The organism is Merdimmobilis hominis (assembly GCF_016901855.1).
Taxonomy (GTDB): Bacteria; Bacillota; Clostridia; order Oscillospirales; family Ruminococcaceae; genus Paludihabitans.
The window spans coordinates 1-17,094 of record NZ_JACJKY010000026.1; the positions used below are offsets into that span (position 1 = coordinate 1).

The 17,094-nt window shown below is 48.6% G+C and carries 18 protein-coding genes; 17 read left to right on the forward strand and 1 reads right to left on the reverse strand.

Annotation, left to right across the window (positions count from 1 at the left end):
* Window positions 1-112 precede the first annotated feature (112 nt).
* The 8 genes from H6A12_RS11475 to H6A12_RS11510 all read left to right on the forward strand — a co-directional run bounded on the left by H6A12_RS11475 (window position 113) and on the right by H6A12_RS11510 (window position 10,325).
* On the forward strand, window positions 113-1,516 hold the full coding sequence (locus tag H6A12_RS11475) for a carboxyl transferase domain-containing protein (RefSeq protein WP_204448008.1): 1,404 nt from the start codon (window positions 113-115) through the stop codon (window positions 1,514-1,516).
* A 60-nt stretch (window positions 1,517-1,576) separates the two neighbouring features.
* On the forward strand, window positions 1,577-1,981 hold the full coding sequence (locus tag H6A12_RS11480) for a biotin/lipoyl-containing protein (RefSeq protein WP_204448010.1): 405 nt from the start codon (window positions 1,577-1,579) through the stop codon (window positions 1,979-1,981).
* 58 nt (window positions 1,982-2,039) lie between these two features.
* Window positions 2,040-3,437, forward strand: coding sequence for an oxaloacetate decarboxylase subunit alpha (locus H6A12_RS11485; protein WP_204448012.1), 1,398 nt, complete (start codon window positions 2,040-2,042; stop codon window positions 3,435-3,437).
* A 197-nt stretch (window positions 3,438-3,634) separates the two neighbouring features.
* Window positions 3,635-6,283: a magnesium-translocating P-type ATPase gene (gene mgtA, locus H6A12_RS11490; protein WP_204448014.1), complete on the forward strand. Its 2,649-nt coding sequence runs from the start codon at window positions 3,635-3,637 to the stop codon at window positions 6,281-6,283.
* 14 nt (window positions 6,284-6,297) lie between these two features.
* Window positions 6,298-6,798: a winged helix-turn-helix domain-containing protein gene (locus H6A12_RS11495; RefSeq protein ID WP_204448016.1), complete on the forward strand. Its 501-nt coding sequence runs from the start codon at window positions 6,298-6,300 to the stop codon at window positions 6,796-6,798.
* Window positions 6,799-6,927: 129 nt separating this feature from the next.
* Window positions 6,928-7,239: a DUF3784 domain-containing protein gene (locus tag H6A12_RS11500; protein WP_204448018.1), complete on the forward strand. Its 312-nt coding sequence runs from the start codon at window positions 6,928-6,930 to the stop codon at window positions 7,237-7,239.
* 167 nt (window positions 7,240-7,406) lie between these two features.
* Window positions 7,407-10,169, forward strand: coding sequence for a magnesium-translocating P-type ATPase (gene mgtA / locus H6A12_RS11505; RefSeq protein WP_204448020.1), 2,763 nt, complete (start codon window positions 7,407-7,409; stop codon window positions 10,167-10,169).
* Window positions 10,170-10,181: 12 nt separating this feature from the next.
* Window positions 10,182-10,325: a hypothetical protein gene (locus H6A12_RS11510; RefSeq protein WP_204448022.1), complete on the forward strand. Its 144-nt coding sequence runs from the start codon at window positions 10,182-10,184 to the stop codon at window positions 10,323-10,325.
* Between the two features lie 51 nt (window positions 10,326-10,376).
* On the opposite strand, the gene H6A12_RS11515 is transcribed toward H6A12_RS11510, so the two are convergent.
* On the reverse strand, window positions 10,377-10,565 hold the full coding sequence (locus H6A12_RS11515; RefSeq protein ID WP_204448024.1) for a hypothetical protein: 189 nt from the start codon (window positions 10,563-10,565) through the stop codon (window positions 10,377-10,379).
* Window positions 10,566-10,884: 319 nt separating this feature from the next.
* Between H6A12_RS11515 and H6A12_RS11520 the strand changes: the two genes are divergently transcribed.
* The 9 genes from H6A12_RS11520 to H6A12_RS11560 all read left to right on the forward strand — a co-directional run bounded on the left by H6A12_RS11520 (window position 10,885) and on the right by H6A12_RS11560 (window position 17,077).
* A complete protein-coding gene (locus H6A12_RS11520; RefSeq protein WP_204448026.1) occupies window positions 10,885-11,748 on the forward strand; it encodes a pyridoxamine kinase in 864 nt (287 codons plus the stop codon).
* Window positions 11,749-11,786: 38 nt separating this feature from the next.
* Complete coding sequence (locus H6A12_RS11525; protein WP_204448029.1) at window positions 11,787-12,377, forward strand: ECF transporter S component; 591 nt, start codon at window positions 11,787-11,789, stop codon at window positions 12,375-12,377.
* A gap of 193 nt (window positions 12,378-12,570) precedes the next feature.
* Window positions 12,571-13,170 (forward strand): sigma-70 family RNA polymerase sigma factor, encoded by a 600-nt coding sequence (locus tag H6A12_RS11530; protein WP_204448032.1) that lies wholly within the window; start codon window positions 12,571-12,573, stop codon window positions 13,168-13,170.
* 142 nt (window positions 13,171-13,312) lie between these two features.
* Window positions 13,313-13,594 carry a zinc-ribbon domain containing protein gene (locus H6A12_RS11535; protein ID WP_204448034.1) on the forward strand — a complete coding sequence of 94 codons (282 nt, stop codon included), beginning with the start codon at window positions 13,313-13,315 and terminating at the stop codon, window positions 13,592-13,594.
* Window positions 13,595-13,742: 148 nt separating this feature from the next.
* A complete protein-coding gene (locus H6A12_RS11540; protein WP_204448036.1) occupies window positions 13,743-13,916 on the forward strand; it encodes a hypothetical protein in 174 nt (57 codons plus the stop codon).
* Window positions 13,913-15,433, forward strand: a complete 1,521-nt coding sequence (locus H6A12_RS11545) for a hypothetical protein (RefSeq protein WP_204448039.1) — start codon at window positions 13,913-13,915, stop codon at window positions 15,431-15,433. The genes H6A12_RS11540 and H6A12_RS11545 overlap by 4 nt, the downstream gene beginning before the upstream one ends.
* Complete coding sequence (locus tag H6A12_RS11550) at window positions 15,430-15,597, forward strand: hypothetical protein (RefSeq protein WP_204448041.1); 168 nt, start codon at window positions 15,430-15,432, stop codon at window positions 15,595-15,597. The genes H6A12_RS11545 and H6A12_RS11550 overlap by 4 nt, the downstream gene beginning before the upstream one ends.
* Window positions 15,587-15,994: a hypothetical protein gene (locus H6A12_RS11555; RefSeq protein WP_204448044.1), complete on the forward strand. Its 408-nt coding sequence runs from the start codon at window positions 15,587-15,589 to the stop codon at window positions 15,992-15,994. Before H6A12_RS11550 ends, H6A12_RS11555 begins: the two co-directional genes overlap by 11 nt.
* 24 nt (window positions 15,995-16,018) lie before the next feature.
* Window positions 16,019-17,077, forward strand: a complete 1,059-nt coding sequence (locus tag H6A12_RS11560) for a chitobiase/beta-hexosaminidase C-terminal domain-containing protein (protein WP_204448046.1) — start codon at window positions 16,019-16,021, stop codon at window positions 17,075-17,077.
* The last annotated feature ends 17 nt before the right edge of the window (window positions 17,078-17,094 follow it).

Sequence of the window (17,094 nt, forward strand, 5' to 3'; positions counted from 1 at the left end):
CGTATGCCGTCTTTCCTTTTCGGAAAACAGCAACGCATGAACACAAAATAGTCCATAACGGTAATGCCTTTTTGGACTGTTTTGCTTTAGATAAAGAAACGGAGGAACAAAAATGGGTTCGACAAACAAGATCGAAACACTCACAGCGCTTAATGCATCGCTGAAAGCAGACAATACTGCGAGAAACAGACTGCTCCGTCTGTTTGATGCGGACAGCTTTGTTGAGCTGGATGCGTTTGTGAAAGCAGGCGAAAACGAAGCCGGCGTCGTGGCTGGGTATGGTTTGGTGGAAGGCGCTGTTGTCTACGCGTTTTCGCAGGATGTTTCCGCTGACAGCGGTGCAGTCAACGCTGCACACGCAAAGAAAATCATCAAAGTATATGAGCTTGCTGCAAAAACCGGCTGCCCGGTTGTTTGTGTGTATGACTCAAAAGGTGCAAAAATTTCTGAAGGCAACGATATGCTCGCTGCATATTCCGAGATGCTTGCCTGCGCAGGCAGAATTTCCGGCGTTGTCCCGCAGATTGCTGTCGTTTTGGGCACTTGTGCAGGTGCAAGCGCACTGCTCGCAGGCGCTGCTGACGTGCTCATCATGAGCGAGAATGCAGAACTCTTCCTGACTGCACCGTTTATTTCGGCTGCAAACGGCGATTCCGCTGAGGACGCAGGCAGTGCAAAAGCAGCACAGAGCGCCGGTGTGGCTTCGATTGTGAAAGCTGACGAAGATGAAGCACTGGCTTGTGCAAGAAAAGTGCTCACCATGCTGCCGCAGAACAACCTCGCAAGCCTGCCGCTGTTCGACTTTGCAGAGAGCAGCGAAGTGCTGGATGCAGAAGGCTGCCCGAAAAAAGTTGTTGCTGCTGTTGCGGATGCTGATTCGCTCGTTGAGCTTTATGCAGGCTATGCAAACAGCATGTACACTTTCCTCGGTACTGTTGCAGGTGCAACAACCGGCTTTGTGACAACCAGCAAAAATAATCCGATTGATGCAAACGGCTGTGATAAAACAGCACGTTTTGTAAAAATGTGCGATGCATTCAATATTCCGGTTGTCACCTTTGTAAACAGCGAAGGCTTCGTCAAAGATGCAAACGTTTCTGTCGTGAAAGATGCAGTTCGTCTGGCTGGCGCTTATGCAGAGGCAACCACACCAAAAATCAGCGTTCTCTCCGGTAAAGCATTCGGTCCGGCATATTTGGCACTCGGTTCGAAAAATGCAAACGCTGACGTGACGATTGCTTGGCCGCAGGCTGTCATCAGCGCACTTGATCCGAAAACCGCTGTTGAATTTTTGTGGGCAGACCGCTTTAAAGGTACGGAAGATGTAAAAGCAACCCGTGAAGCACTGCGCGAAGAATTTGAAAACACAGTTGCTTCCCCGTTCACTGCTGCGGCAGACGGTCATGTGGAAGCTGTGATTGCACCGGAAGAGACCCGCAAAGCACTCATCAATCTTCTGGATATGTTGGCAGGCAAACGCGAATCGACACTGCCGAAAAAACATATGACATTTTAATTGAAACAGATTTTTTGATCTATTTTTTGATCCGATTAAATTTGCAGGAGGAACATCAAGATGAAAAGATTTAATGTTGTAGTAAACGGCACAGCATACGACGTATCCGTGGAAGAATTGGGCGCAGGCGCTGCTCCGGCTCCTGTTGCTGCTCCGGCAGCAGCTGTCGCAGCTGCACCGGCACCGGCTGCCGCTCCGGCTCCGGCTGCCGCTCCGGCTCCGGCTGCTGCACCGGCTCCGGTTGCAGGCGAAGGCACCAAAATGGAAGCTCCGATGCCGGGCACCATCCTGGACGTCAAAGCTGCTGTTGGTGATACTGTCAAAGCAGGTCAGCCGATTGTGATTCTCGAAGCAATGAAAATGGAGAACGATATCGTTGCACCGGTAGACGGCAAAGTGACTTCGATCCTCGTCAAAAAAGGCGATTCTGTCAACTCCGGCGACGTTTTGGCAACCATTGCATAAAAATATGACTGCGGTGACTACCGCATCTTGACTGAATTTATGATGGAGGAGAAAACAAATGGCAAAGGTTAAAATTACGGAAACCGTTCTGCGTGACGCGCATCAGTCGCTGATCGCAACACGTATGCCGATTTCCGATATGATTCCGATCCTTTCCGAAATGGACAAGGTCGGCTATTATTCCGCTGAAGTTTGGGGCGGCGCTACATTTGACGCATGCCTGCGCTTTTTGGATGAAGATCCGTGGGAGCGTCTGCGCACCATCCGTAAAGCAATGCCGAACACAAAACTTCAGATGCTGTTCCGCGGTCAGAATATGCTCGGCTATCGTCACTATGCAGACGATGTGCTCGAATATTTTGTACAGAAAACCGTCGCAAACGGCATGGATATCATCCGTATTTTCGACGCGCTCAATGATATCCGCAACCTGGAAACTGCAATCAAAGCAGCGAAAAAAGAAGGCGCTCATGCACAGATTGCAATTTCCTACACCACCGGCGAAGTATTCACCGATGAGTATTATGTAAACTATGCAAAACAGATCCGTGATGCAGGCGCAGACTCGATCTGCTTGAAAGATATGGCTGCATTGCTCACTCCGTATAAAACCGAACAGCTCGTTCGTGCAATCAAATCGGAAGTTGATCTGCCGCTTCAGATTCACACCCACTATACTTCCGGTTTGGCTTCGATGTGCTTGCTCAAAGGCATTGAAGCAGGCGCTGATATTGTGGATACTGCAATGTCTCCGCTTGCACTGGGTACTTCGCACGCACCGACCGAGTCCATCGTTGCTGCTTTGCAGGGCACAGAGTATGATACCGGTTTGGATCTTGTCAAACTCAATGAGATCCGCGACTATTTCATGACACTGCGCGACAAATATATCAAATCGGGTCTGCTCGATCCGAAGATGCTTGCAACCGATACCGGCGCACTGATTTATCAGGTTCCGGGCGGTATGCTTTCGAACCTCTTGTCGCAGCTCAAACAGGCTGGCAAAGAGGACAAACTCCAGGAAGTGCTCAACGAGGTTCCGCGTGTACGTAAAGACGCTGGTTACCCGCCGCTGGTTACGCCGAGCTCCCAGATTGTCGGCACACAGGCTGTGTTCAACGTTATCATGGGCGAGCGTTATAAAACGGTTACCAAAGAATTCAAAGGCATCGTTCGCGGCGAATACGGCAAAACACCGGTTCCGATTGATCCGGAATTCCGTAAGAAGATTCTCGGCGATGAACAGCCGATCGACTGCCGTCCGGCAGATCTGTTAAAACCGGAGCTTGATACCCTGCGCAAAGAGTGTGCAGAGTGGATCGAGCAGGAAGAGGACGTACTGAGCTATGCACAGTTCGGCCAGGTTGCTGTGAAATTCTTTGAGAAACGGCGCGCAAAAAAGTATAACATAGATGCAGAACACGCTGACAAAGAAAGTGCAGTTCATCCGCTGTAATCATTGACTTTAAAAAAACGGTACGGCAGTTTTGCTGTACCGTTTTTTTGTATTTTTACGTGGCTTGCGTTTTTTGAAAATCCCATTTATAATAAGAGTAAAAAAGCGGGGAGTATGGACTTCCCGCTTTTTTGGCAGGAGAAGTATTTTTTCTGCGAAAATGTTTGTTTTGATATGCAGTTGGCGGAGGAAAACAGATGAAATCAGTTCATTCCATTCATGAACGCATCCGGCAGTTTTCTGTCATGGAATCTGCGGCGATTGCACAAATACTGTCAAGTCCGGCAAAAGGGCTTTGTGATAAGCAGATTGAAGCGAACCGGGTGCAGTACGGTGAAAATCAGATGGCGGGGAATCATCACGATACGGTTTGGTTTCGGCTGCGCCGTGCGTTTATTCACCCGTTTTCGATCACACTGTTTGTTTTGGCGGTCATTTCACTCATTACCGATGTGTTCTTGGTGTCCCATGTGCGGCGGAATTTTACGACGGTACTGATTATCTCTGTGATGCTGATTGTCAGCGGCGGGATTCGGTTTGTGCAGGAGATTCGTTCGAAAAAAATCGCAGACCGGCTCACAAAATTGGTGCACGATCAGGTATTGGTACGCAGAAACGGTACGGTGCAAGCTGTTGATTCCGAAGATCTCGTGGTGGGCGATCGTGTATTGCTGCGTGCGGGTGATCGTGTTCCGGCAGATATCCGGCTGACATCCGTCAATGATTTGTTTGTATCACAGTCGGTGATTACGGGGGAAAGCGGTGTATTTGAAAAGAATGCGGCACCCCTGTCTGCTGTGCCTGCTGAACCGGCAGGTTTTGAAAATACGGTGTTTTTGGGAACGACAGTCACTGCCGGAAGCGCAGAGGGTATTGTTCTGGCGGTCGGCGAAGATACCGTTTACGGTACGACATCAAGCATGATCTTAAAGCGGAAAAACGGCTTTGACCGGGGTGCTAATTCGATTGCACTCGTACTGATCCGGTTTATGGCGATTCTTGTGCCGACGGTCTTTCTTGCGTGCGGCTTGACGAAAGGAGACTGGGTTGAATCGTTTTTATTTGCGCTGTCTGTGGCGGTTGGACTGACGCCGGAGCTTTTGCCAATGGTGATTAACGCCTGCTTGGCAAAAGGCAGTGCGAATATGGCGAAAAAACAGACCATCGTCAAAAATATCAATGCGATGCAGGGCTTTGGCAGTATGGATGTGTTGTGTGTCGATAAAACCGGAACACTGACGTCCGATCATGTACAGCTCGAATATTATATGGACATACTGGGTAACGAAAGTCAAAAGGTGCTCGATTATGCGATGCTCAACAGCTGCTATCACACGGGTGTATACAATCATTTGGATGAAGCGGTGATGCACTATAAAACAATGCCCGGAAAAGAAGCGTATTTCACATCGCTCATCGGTCGGCACGAAAAGCTTGATGAATTGCCGTTTGATTACAGCCGCAAAGCGGTCAGCGTGCTGCTTTCCGATCAAACGACGCATTTGCTTATCATGAAGGGCAGTGTTGATGCGGTGCTCGAACGGTGTGGAGCCGTGGAACATCAGGAAATATGCTATCCGATTGGCACAGACGCTTCCCGTCACGTTCGCGCAGTTGTGGACGAGATGCTCGAGGATGGCATGAAGGTGCTGGCGGTGGCATATAAGCCGATAGAAACGGATACTGTCACGCCGGCGGATGAACGCGATTTGATTTTGCTTGGCTATCTTGCCTTTTTTGATGCACCGAAACAGAGCGCTGTCAGTGCGATGCAATCACTTTCGGATTTGCATGTGGATATTAAAGTGCTGACCGGCGATCAGAAGGAAGTGGCATGCTCGATTTGCAGACGGCTTGGAATTGATACGTCGTTTGTACTTACGGGTGCACAGCTTGAAGCATTATCAGAAAACGAAATGCCTGTATGCGTCGAAAAAGCGACGGTATTTGCGGCGCTTTCACCGAAACAAAAGGCACAGATTGTCCAGGTTTTACAGGAAAATGGGCACACTGTCGGCTTTTTGGGGGACGGTATGAACGATTTGCCGGCAGTTGTGCAGGCGGATGTGGGAATTTCAGTCGATACGGCAACCGAAGCACTCAATGAAAGTGCTGATGTGATTCTGCTGAAAAAGGATCTAAACGTATTGGAAGAAGGCATTCTGGAGGGCAGAAAAGCCTTTGTCAACATGCTCAAATACGTAAAGATCACCGCATCGTCTAATTTCGGAAATATCTGCGCAGTGGTGATCGCGAGTATTTTGCTTCCGTTTTTCCCGATGACGTCTGTACAGCTGCTGCTTTTAAATTTGCTGTATGACAGTTTGTGCTTGATTCTTCCGTGGGATCATGTGGATCGGGAATTTTACAAAAAGCCACTTGATTGGTCCGGGCGCACGCTTGGTCGGTTTATGCTGCGGTTTGGTCCGATTAGCTCGGTGTTCGATTTGCTGACATTTGCGTTTTTGTTTTTCGTTCTGTGTCCGGCTGTGTGCGGCGGTCCGTTTTTCTCTTTGCCGCCGGAAAGCCAAGCTTTGTTTATCGCATTGTTTCAGACAGGATGGTTTTTGGAATCGATGTGGACACAGATTTCGATTCTCCATTTGCTTCGGACGCAAAAGCTTCCGTTTTTACAAAGCCGGCCATCTTTGCCTGTGGTGATTGTCACCGTATTGGGGATTTTGGCGTTTACGGTGCTTACGGTCACGCCGATTGGCAGGCTGATGGGACTTTGTGCAATGCCGGGTGTCTATTTTGTGTTTCTTGTGGGGATCGTTTTGCTGTATTTGCTGTGCGTCACTGCGGCAAAGGCGATTTATGTCAAAAAATATCGCAATCTGCTTTGACAGGAGGGTGCCGAATGAAAAAGAAAATTGGATTTGTAAGTTTGGAGCCCTCACTTGCACAGTGGCTTGTTGAAAAAATAAAGACGGCACCTGCTTCCGTTTCGGGAAAACAGGAGTTTTCAGACGCAATTTGTGCCCTGATACATAATGAAAGCACGTCGTTGATGATCGAGCTGTCTGAATCGGGACAAAGCGATGTGTTTTTTGACGTGATCCAGTGCGGCGGGCTTTCCATTGATGCAAAGACACGGCGTGTCGTTCGCGATGGGGAAGAGATTTTTTTAACACCGAAGGAGTTCGATATTTTATACTTTCTCGCCAGAAACCGCGGTGAGGTATTCACAAAAGAACAGATTTATCAAGCGGTGTGGGTCGGCGAGTATCTGTTTGACGACAGCAATATCATGGCGTTTATCCGTAAACTGCGCAAGAAAATTGAGCCGAATCCCGATGCGCCCGAATATATTTTGACGATTTGGGGAATCGGTTATAAGATGAACGATCGGAATCAATAAATAGTTCTTGCAAAATCGCAAGAAAATCGCAAGGAAATCTTCATGGGATTTTCCTTGCGATTTTTTTATACTGTAGATGTGGACAGAATTGCTGCCGTCCATAAGAAAACAGGGAAGAAGGGTGTTTCGATGAATGGCACATGTATCGTATTCGGATTGCTGTTTTTGACAGCGGGGATTTTGTTTTTCTGCGGAAAAATACACGGACGTCTGTCATTGTGGAAGAATATGCCCGAAAACGAACGGCAGAACATTAAAATTCGGCCGCTTTGCCGGAATATCGGCTTTCTGATTGCGCTGTCAGGTATTCTATTTTTGACTGCCGGTGTGTTTGCGTGGTTTTTAAATTATGCGTTTGTATGGGCGATGATCGGCTGGATGGTAACAGCGGGACTGGATGTGCTGTATATCGGAAAAAGCCGGCGGTATCAGGTGAAATAGTCCACAGTGTTTTAAACAGACGAAAGAATTCAAAAGGATGGTGAGAAAGATGGAGACAGGCTCCGGGCGGGATGTTCCCCGATCAATGAAACGACAACAAAACAGACAGAACCGGAAGATCCGTCTTTTTCTTCCTGTTCTGTTCTGTGACAGGGAGGCGCTTTTGAATGAATCAGAACAAAGGACTGCGTACACGCGCAGTAACAGAAAAATCCCTTGTACGCAATGCGCACGAACAAACGATTCGATTTGCGGCAACCCATTCGGTCAAAGAGGTACTCGGCCGATTGGAGGCGACACTTCGCGGACTGCGTCCGGAAACGGTTGAACAAAATCGCGAGACCTATGGCGAGAACAAAGTGACCCGCGAAAAACAGAAATCACTTGCGGCAAAACTGTTTGGCGCATTCGTCAATCCGTTTACTGCCATTTTATTTTGTCTGGCACTCGTTTCGACTGTGACGGATATGATTTTTCCGTATTTTTCGCTGTTTGGCAGTGATCCCGAATCATTTGATTTCCTGACCGTTGTGATTATTCTCACAATGGTACTGATTTCCGGTACCCTGCGCTTTGTGCAGGAGTCGCGAAGCGGCAATGCGGCGCAAAAACTGCTTGCGATGATTACAACGACTTGCACCGTCACACGTATGGAGCAGGGAAAAGAGGAAATTCCGCTCGATGAGGTGGTTGTGGGTGATATTGTTCATTTGTCGGCGGGTGATATGATCCCAGCGGATGTTCGCATTCTGGATGCAAACGATTTGTTTGTCAGTCAGGCAAGTCTGACCGGTGAGAGCGAACCGATCGAAAAAACGCCGGATGTCTGTGAGATAGCGGACAGTGTGACAGATTATCGGAACATTGCGTTTATGGGAAGCAACGTGATTTCCGGCAGTGCAATGGCGGTTGTCGTTGCGGTGGGTGACCGCACACTGTTTGGTTCCATGACGGCAGCTGTTGCAGGGGAAGCCGTGAAAACAAGCTTTACGAAAGGCGTGAATGCTGTTTCATGGGTGCTGATTCGGTTTATGCTCGTGATGGTGCCGCTCGTCTTTTTCGTAAACGGCATGACGAAAGGCGACTGGCTGTCGGCGTTTTTATTCGGTATTTCGATTGCGGTGGGACTGACTCCCGAAATGCTGCCGATGATTGTGACGACCTGTCTTGCAAAAGGCGCGGTTTCCATGAGCAAAAAGCAGACAATCGTCAAGAATTTAAATTCCATTCAGAATTTCGGTGCGATGGATGTGCTGTGCACCGATAAAACCGGAACGCTCACACAGGATCAGGTCGTGCTCGAATATCATCTTGATTTAAACGGCAAAGATGATATGCGTGTGCTGCGTCACGCGTATTTGAATAGCTATTTTCAGACAGGATACAAAAACTTGATGGATGTGGCAATCATCCGCAAGACGGAGGAGGAAGAAGCGCAAAATCCCATGCTCACCGATCTTTCTGAACACTATACAAAGATCGATGAGATTCCGTTTGACTTCGCGCGCCGCCGGCTGACGACTGTGGTGCAGGATAAAGACGGCAAAACACAGATGGTCACAAAAGGCGCTGTGGAAGAAATGCTTTCGATTTGCACGTTTGCCGAGTGTGACGGCTTGATTCAGCCGCTTACAGACGCAGTGCGTGAACGGATTCTCACAACGGCAGAACAGCTGAATGAAAAAGGATTCCGTGTGCTTGGCATCGCGCAGAAAAGCAATCCGTCGCCCGCAGAGTCATTCAGTGCGGCTGATGAATGTGAGATGGTGCTGATGGGATATCTTGCGTTCCTCGATCCGCCGAAGGAATCGACTGCTGAGGCCATTGCTGCGCTCAAAGCACACGGTGTGACAACAAAAATTCTCACCGGTGATAACGAGAAGGTCACACGTACCATCTGCAAACAGGTGGGGCTCAAAGTGCGGAACATGCTGCTCGGAAGTGAAGTGGAGCAGATGAGTGATGTGGAGCTTGCACAGAAAGCTGAGCATACCGATGTATTTGCAAAGCTTACACCGGATCAAAAGGCACGTGTGGTGTCTGCACTCCGGACAAACGGTCATACCGTCGGATTTATGGGCGACGGCATCAATGATGCGGCGGCAATGAAGGCGGCGGATATCGGGATTTCCGTCGATACTGCGGTCGATGTTGCAAAGGAATCGGCAGATATCATTCTGCTCGAAAAAGACCTTATGGTGCTCGAAGAAGGGATCATCGAGGGACGCAAAACGTATGCCAACATGATTAAGTATATCAAGATGACGGCATCGTCAAATTTCGGCAATATGTTTTCCGTGCTGGCGGCTTCTGCGCTGCTGCCGTTTTTGCCGATGATGAGCATTCATCTGATCGTGCTCAATCTGATTTATGATTTAAGCTGCACAGCCATTCCATGGGATCATGTGGATGAGGAGTATCTCGCAGTTCCGCGCAGATGGGATGCGTCGTCGGTGGGCAGCTTTATGATCTGGATTGGACCGACCAGCTCCATCTTTGATTTTACAACGTATATTTTTATGTATTTTGTGTTCTGCCCGCTGTTTGTGTCAAACGGTGTGCTGTATAACGATCTGCCGAATCATTTTTCGGGCGCACAGCTTGCGCAGATGCAGAATCTATACGCGGCAATGTTTCAGGCAGGATGGTTTGTGGAGTCGATGTGGAGCCAGACGCTTGTCATCCACATGATTCGCACACCGAAGATTCCGTTTATCGAAAGCCGTGCTTCTGCACCGGTATGCTTGCTTACCTTTACGGGCATTGCTGTGCTGACAGTCATTCCGTTTACGACACTCGGCACGTTGCTTGGATTTACGGCACTGCCGCTTTCTTACTTTGTATATCTCATTCCGTGTATTCTGCTTTATATGATGTTGGCGACCAGCATGAAAAAAGCGTATGTTCGTCACTATGGCGAGTTGTTGTAAGGAGGAAGAACAATGATGACAGAGATTTTTATGAAGCTGTTTCATCGCAGCGAATTGTTTGGGCTGAATATTGGTTTTTGGGTTTCACTTGCAGCTGTTTTGTTGATTGTGATTTTGATGAACGCTGTGTTTTGGGGGATGAAACCGAAAAAATAAAAGTAAAAAAACAACACGCGGCCTTGTCTGTACAAAGCCGCGTGTTGTTTCTTACCGCATCATATATGAGGCGTTTTCCATCATCGTACCGACGGCGCGAAGCGCTTTGCCGGCATTTTTTTTCATCATTGTGGTGGTTTTTTTCTTGCTGCTTGTCATCATATAAGAAGCGGTACCTACTACGGCAGCGGCCGCAGCGCCGGTTACCATTGCCATTGCAACAGGATGCTGTTTGCGCATATTTGAATCATTCCTTTCTTTAAATTCAGATTTAGTATGTCCCCAAATCGGAAAAATAGTTCTGTATTTCGCACAAGAAAAATCTTCATTTTCTTTTTTGTTTTATTTTATATGACAAAACACCGGGTTTTGTCTTTCTTTTATACGATTTTATGATGTGAAAGATGCGCAGATATGATACAATAAATATACTTGTTTTTTAAAAAATAGAGTAAAAGAAAAAATGATTTTTTCTTTTTGACCGGTTTGCAGCCGGGGTGTTTTATTTGTATACTGAGAGCCGTACAACAGCTCTCTTTCGTTTGAGGAGGAAACGTTCATGGCTTTGGCTGTTAAAAGTGTTGCGGCAATCCATGACTTGTCTGGTTTTGGAAGATGCTCACTTTCGGTGATTTCACCGGTACTTTCTGTGATGGGGGTACAGTCGGTCGCAGTGCCTACTGCGGTGCTTTCTACCCACACAGGCGGATTCGGCGATGTGGTGATGGAGGATTTGACCTCCTATATTCCGCAGGCGCTTGCACATTATAAACGGATTGCCCTTTCGTTTGACTGCATTTATACGGGGTTTTTGGCATCGAGCGAACAGATCGATCATTGTGTCGACTTTATTGAGGCATATCCTAATGCGCTGACGGTTGTGGACCCGGTTATGGGCGACAACGGCCGTACGTATCGGACATATACCGATCAGATGTGCAAACGGCTGCTCGATCTCGTTCATCGTGCGGATGTGATTACACCGAACAAAACAGAGATGTTTTTGCTGCTTCAAGAGTCGTTCGATCCGATGCCGCTGACGTTTTCACGTGCGAAAAGTTATCTTGTGAAGCTTTCCGAACTTGGACCCAAGCAGGTGATTGTCACCGGTGTGGAGCTTGCGGATATGACAGTCAGCAACATCGGTTATGACCGTGATACGAACACATTTTGGCGTGTCGTTTGCCATTATGTGCCGCAAAGCTATCCGGGTACGGGCGATGTTTTCGCAAGTATCGTTGTCGGTTCGCTGTTAAACGGTGACAGCTTGGCCATTGCAATGGAGCGGGCAACCCGTTTCCTTGAAATGACGATCAAGGCAACCTACAGCTATGGCACCGATCCGAAACAGGGGATTTTGCTTGAGAAAAATCTCGGCTGGCTTGTGAAAGCCCATGAATTCAACGGATATGAGAGCTTTTGAATTTGCAGGTGTACTGCGAAAGAAAGAAGGCTTTTTTGATGAAACAGGAAACAGAGGGGAAACAGTTATTTTCACTGTATGACATGGTGGTCGTCGGCGTCATGGCGGCAATCATTTTCGTTTTGACGTATTTTGTGCAGATTCCGATTCCGACACCGGCGGGACAGACGATGATCAAATCGGCAAATATTTTCATTTTGCTGGCAGGACTTTTGTTCGGCGGACTGCGCGGCGGTTTGGCAGCCGGAATCGGCTCGATGATCTATGATCTGCTTGATCCGCGCTTTATTTCCGATGCGCCGCTGACGCTCATCCGGTTCTTCCTGGTCGCATATATCTGCGGAAAAATTGCATATATGAACGGTCAAAAGGGCGAAAACAAATGGTTTAATCTTGCCGGCGCATTTGTCGGCGGTTTTATGTCCGTGTTCCTTTACGCAATCCAGTCGGTATGCAAACTGATGATTGCCGGCAGTGATTTTTCTGCTGCGGTTGTTGCGTGTGTACCAAAGCTTGTCACTTCGTCGATCAATGCGATTGTAGCGATTGTGCTGGCATTTGTTCTGGTGTTCCCGCTGCGTGCGGCACTTAAAAAAGTCGGATTCTATCAGAAGATTTCGATTCGGTAATAAATATCGACAGACAGAGCGAAAGATGGTGTCAAAAACAGAAACCATCTTTCGCTTTTTCTCGTTTTCGCGGTTTTTGTGTCAACTGTACTGCGCTATGAGAAATATTTTTGTGCAATCTGCATTAAATCCTATTGACAATTTTTGAATATGTGCTATACTGTAGGAAACAGCTAAATCGGTGGAAGGGTCTATGTGCAGTCAGGTTTCGGTTTTTGCATATGCGGATGCGTCAGACGTATCGCTCATATCACGATGTCGTGAAGGCGACGAACAGGCGCTTGCCGTGCTGATTGCACGGTATGCCGCTCTTATGAACAGCAGAACTGCACGGGTGTTTGTGCCCGGTGCGGATCGCGATGACCTGCGGCAGGAGGCCTGTATGGCATTTTTGTCGGCTGTGCGCACGTATGATTGCACTCGTTCGGTGCCGTTTTCAACCTATGCGGCCACTTGCATTAAAAACCGGCTTTCCAATATGATTGCCGCTTCTTCTGCAAAAAAGGCACAGGGATTGAATCAGACGGTATCGTTTGACGAGATGGGTGAGCTCCCTTGCTCCGATAGTCGTTTGGATCCGCAGGAGATCGTTTCAAAACAAGAGACGATGAATCGTGTGGTTCGCGCCATTCATGAGGAACTTTCCTCCTATGAACGCGAAGTGCTTCTTGCATACTTAAACGGCTGCAGCTATGACGGTGTCGCGTCAAAGCTTCATTCCTCGCCAAAATCAGTGGATAATGCCCTGCAACGCGCTAGAAGAAAGCTGAAAGCGGTTCTGTTTGAGCTGTGAAATGATTCACAGCGTTTTTTACCCACAACAGCGAATGCTGTTTAGTTATACGCCCTGTCAGCTTTGTTTCAAGCGTTGGTTTCCAATAGGCGGTCAAATCGTCGGCGGGCAGAAAAATTTATTCCAAGCGAGGTTATTTATCATGTATCAAGACAAAACCCTGGTATGCAAAGATTGTGGCGCAGAATTTGTGTTTACCGCAGGCGAGCAGCAGTTCTATGCGGAAAAAGGCTTTGAGAATGAGCCGCAGAGATGCAAAGAGTGCCGCAATGCACGCAAAAACAATGCTGGCGCAAAAACTTCCCGCGAGATGTTCACTGCTGTATGTGCATCCTGCGGCCAAGAAGCAAGAGTTCCGTTTAAGCCGAGAGAAGACCGCCCGGTTTATTGCAGCGATTGCTTCGCTAAAATGAAAGGCGAATAAGAAACACAAAGCCCGGAGCTTCGTCTCCGGGTTTTTTTATTTAGAGCAGTTTCGTATGAATGCATTTCATACGAAACTGCTTTTTTTATTTTGGACGAAAATGACGAAATCTGCCCGTTATCATAAAGGCTGCAAAGGAGGAATGCCAATGATTACCGGAAAACATCGGCGGGAACTTGAGCAGCTTAAGAAAGAAAACGAGCAGCTTAAAACGTTCCTGTTGCAAAAACAAGAGGAAGAACGGGCAGAGGTTTTAAGACAGCAGCAAATGCATAATTTTTGGGCGTATGATGGATCGCCGCAGGAGGGGTGGGACGCATGAAGATTACACCGGAACAGCTGAGAGCGGAGTATGAAGCCGCACGTGCATATAAACAGCGCATCGGCGTATATGACACTGCACAGCGCAATGAACGCTTTTTCATCGGGGATCAATGGTATGGTGTCAATGCGCCGCGCGATTTGGACAAGCCGGTGTTCAACATCTTAAAGCGTGTCGTCGCCTATTTTGTCGCAACCGTTGTGTCTGACGATGTTGCAGTTTCCATTTCGGATCTTTACGGGGAGGATTCGCTTGAGGATGTGAGCCGTCAGCTCACGGCTGTGATTGAAACGGCTTCCATCAAGGACAAAAACCGCGATGTAATTCGCAATGCGGCTGTCGATGGAGACGGATGCTTGTATCTTTACTTTGATCCGGATCGTGAAACGGGACAGGCGGTGCGCGGCGCGATTGCGGCGGAAGTCATTGACAATACGAATTTGCATTTTGGAAATCCGTACTGCGATGAAGTGGAAAAACAGCCGTATTTGATCGCAGCCGTCCGCAGACGACTGCCGGAGATTCGTGCAGAGGCGATGCGCCATGGGATGTGCCGCGAAGATGCCATGCTGATTCAAAGCGATATGGACACGAACGGCGAAGAAACAGATGCGGATGATACACGTGCGACGATGCTGGTTCGCTTTTGGAAAGAACGCGACGAAAACGGGATTCCGCGCGTGCATCTGATGAAAACAGTCGGTGATCAGGTGATCATGAAGCCGACAAATCTCGGATACCGCAGATATCCGTTTGCTTGGTTTTCGTGGGATAAGGTGAAAAATTCATATCACGGACAGGCGGCAGTGACCGGTCTTTTGCCCAACCAGATTTTCGTCAACAAGCTGTTTGCGATGAGTATGGAGCACGTCAAGGCAATGGCGTTTCCGAAAGTCATCTACAACCGCGACATGGTTGCCGGAAAATGGAACAACGATATCGGCGCGGCGATTGCGGTGAGCGGTGATCCGAACCGTGCGGTGGCATCGGGATTTCGTGCACCGGACATGTCGGCACAGGTTTTACAGATGATCGACAAAGTCATCTCCTACACGCGCGAAACGATGGGTGCAAATGATGTGATCCTCGGCAATGTTCAGCCGGATAACACATCAGCCATCCTTGCGGTGCAGAAATCGGCGATTGTGCCGCTTGAGCTGCAGCGTATGGCGTTTTACCGCTATATGGAGGATGTGGTGCGCATCATTTTAGACATCATGGCATGCGACTATGGTGTGCGGATGACGAGATCGGAACAGGGACAGCCCATTCAAACCGACTTTTCAAAGCTTGCAGGCATGGAGCTGCGCACCAATGTGGATGTGGGTGCGTCATCTTATTGGAGCGAGCTGATGCAGGTGCAGACGCTTGACCGGTTGTTTGAACGCGGAATTTTGTCGGATGCCGCACTGTATCTTGAAAGTGTACCGTCGTCTTACATCCGCAACAAAGACAAAATCATTGAGTCGATCAAAAAACAGCAAGCATCGCTTGGCGGTGAGGAGGCGGCAGAATGAATTGCCCGAAATGCGGGATTGAGATGCGGGTGGATGCGGTGAACAAAGCAGACAAGCTGGTTCAGCATTTTACATGCAGAAATCCGCAGTGTGCATCGTATCAAAAACGGATGGTATCCACAGCAGTGGATGAGGATGAGAAAGGAGTGCAGAATGAACAGTAATGCGAAGAGAATCCTTCTGCCTGTGCAGTTTTTTGCGCAGAAGGACGAGGAAGAACGAGATGCGGAGCTCTTGACCGATTTGGCGGAGGAAAGCACAGAAAAAACGCCGATTCCTGACGAAAAAGCCGATACATTCGGCGGCGGAGAAGAGGAGTGGCGCTTATTTGTACGCACACATCCGGAGGTGACAGAGCTTCCGCGGGAAGTGATTGAGCGTCTAGAGCGCGGTGAGCCGCTTCGTTATGCATACGCGATGTATGAAAACGAGCAGCTGCGCTGTCAGCTTGATCTGCTCAAAGAACGCGCACATATTTTGAAAAAATCACCGGGCAGCCTTACAAGCGATGAAACGGATGAGGGCGCAGATCCGTTTTTGGAAGGCTTGTTCGGCAGATAAACAGGATAATGGAGGGATTTTATTATGGCAGTCAATCTGCATGAAAAGTATGAGAAGAAGATTCAGTCGGTATTCAGAGAAGCTTCGCTGTTAAACGGCAGACTTTCGGGTGAATATTCGTTCAAAGGCGCAAAAACCGTCAAGCTGACCATTCCGCAGACGGTGCCGATGGTGGATTACGTCAGAAGCGGCGCAAATCGCTATGGCGATCCGCAGGAGATGCAGGACAGCATCCAGGAGATGACGCTCACCCAGGACAAGGCATTTTCTCTGACGATTGACAAAGGCAACAATCTTGAACAGGGCGGTGTGAAAGAGGCAGGTAAAATGCTCGGCTTGCAGGTGCGTGAGCGTGCGATTCCGCTGTCCGATACGTACGGCTTTTCAAAGCTTTCTGAGCGTGCGGGCACCATCGTTGCAAATACAGAAGCGCTCACAAAATCGAATATCTGTGACCGCATTTCCGAAGGCACACTTTCGCTTGACGAAAACGAAATTCCGCAGGAGGGACGTACGCTGTTTGTTCCGGCACCTGTATATAAACTGCTCAAGCATTCCGACGAGTTTATGCGTGTTGAATCGCTCGGCGAAAAGGCGCTCGCAAAAGGTCAGGTGGGCTTGTATGACAATATGACCGTTGTAAAAGTACCGGCTAGCCGCTGGCCGGCAAACGTCAACTTTATGATTGTGCAGAAACAGTGCGCGGCATTTCCTGTGACACTCAGCGAAACAAAGCTGCACAGAGATCCGCCGGGTATTTCCGGCAATCTGCTCGAGGGTCGTCAGATTTACGATCTGTTTGTGTTTGCGTCCCGTGCGGCCGGTGTCTATGTTGAGGTCGATACCGGTTCCGGCAAGGGAACCGTTTGTGCGGCACCGAAGATTTCGAGCGTGGGTGCATTTACCTGTGACACTTCCGGTGTCAGCTACCGCTATACCACGGATGGTTCCGATCCGCGTTATTCGGCTTCGGCGCGTGTCGGCACTTCCTCGAGCATTACGGCACCGGGTACCATGATTCGTGCATATGCGTTCAAGGAAGGCGCTTTCCCGTCGGGTGTGACATCGTATACCATTGCGTAATCATGTAAAAAAGGGAG

Coding starts and splice junctions, on each gene's coding strand:
- H6A12_RS11475 (WP_204448008.1), top strand. CDS start 113: ATGGGTTCGACAAACAAGATCGAAACACTCACAGCGCTTAATGCATCG.
- H6A12_RS11480 (WP_204448010.1), top strand. CDS start 1,577: ATGAAAAGATTTAATGTTGTAGTAAACGGCACAGCATACGACGTATCC.
- H6A12_RS11485 (WP_204448012.1), top strand. CDS start 2,040: ATGGCAAAGGTTAAAATTACGGAAACCGTTCTGCGTGACGCGCATCAG.
- mgtA (WP_204448014.1), top strand. CDS start 3,635: ATGAAATCAGTTCATTCCATTCATGAACGCATCCGGCAGTTTTCTGTC.
- H6A12_RS11495 (WP_204448016.1), top strand. CDS start 6,298: ATGAAAAAGAAAATTGGATTTGTAAGTTTGGAGCCCTCACTTGCACAG.
- H6A12_RS11500 (WP_204448018.1), top strand. CDS start 6,928: ATGAATGGCACATGTATCGTATTCGGATTGCTGTTTTTGACAGCGGGG.
- mgtA (WP_204448020.1), top strand. CDS start 7,407: ATGAATCAGAACAAAGGACTGCGTACACGCGCAGTAACAGAAAAATCC.
- H6A12_RS11510 (WP_204448022.1), top strand. CDS start 10,182: ATGATGACAGAGATTTTTATGAAGCTGTTTCATCGCAGCGAATTGTTT.
- H6A12_RS11515 (WP_204448024.1), bottom strand. CDS start 10,565: ATGCGCAAACAGCATCCTGTTGCAATGGCAATGGTAACCGGCGCTGCG.
- H6A12_RS11520 (WP_204448026.1), top strand. CDS start 10,885: ATGGCTTTGGCTGTTAAAAGTGTTGCGGCAATCCATGACTTGTCTGGT.
- H6A12_RS11525 (WP_204448029.1), top strand. CDS start 11,787: ATGAAACAGGAAACAGAGGGGAAACAGTTATTTTCACTGTATGACATG.
- H6A12_RS11530 (WP_204448032.1), top strand. CDS start 12,571: ATGTGCAGTCAGGTTTCGGTTTTTGCATATGCGGATGCGTCAGACGTA.
- H6A12_RS11535 (WP_204448034.1), top strand. CDS start 13,313: ATGTATCAAGACAAAACCCTGGTATGCAAAGATTGTGGCGCAGAATTT.
- H6A12_RS11540 (WP_204448036.1), top strand. CDS start 13,743: ATGATTACCGGAAAACATCGGCGGGAACTTGAGCAGCTTAAGAAAGAA.
- H6A12_RS11545 (WP_204448039.1), top strand. CDS start 13,913: ATGAAGATTACACCGGAACAGCTGAGAGCGGAGTATGAAGCCGCACGT.
- H6A12_RS11550 (WP_204448041.1), top strand. CDS start 15,430: ATGAATTGCCCGAAATGCGGGATTGAGATGCGGGTGGATGCGGTGAAC.
- H6A12_RS11555 (WP_204448044.1), top strand. CDS start 15,587: ATGAACAGTAATGCGAAGAGAATCCTTCTGCCTGTGCAGTTTTTTGCG.
- H6A12_RS11560 (WP_204448046.1), top strand. CDS start 16,019: ATGGCAGTCAATCTGCATGAAAAGTATGAGAAGAAGATTCAGTCGGTA.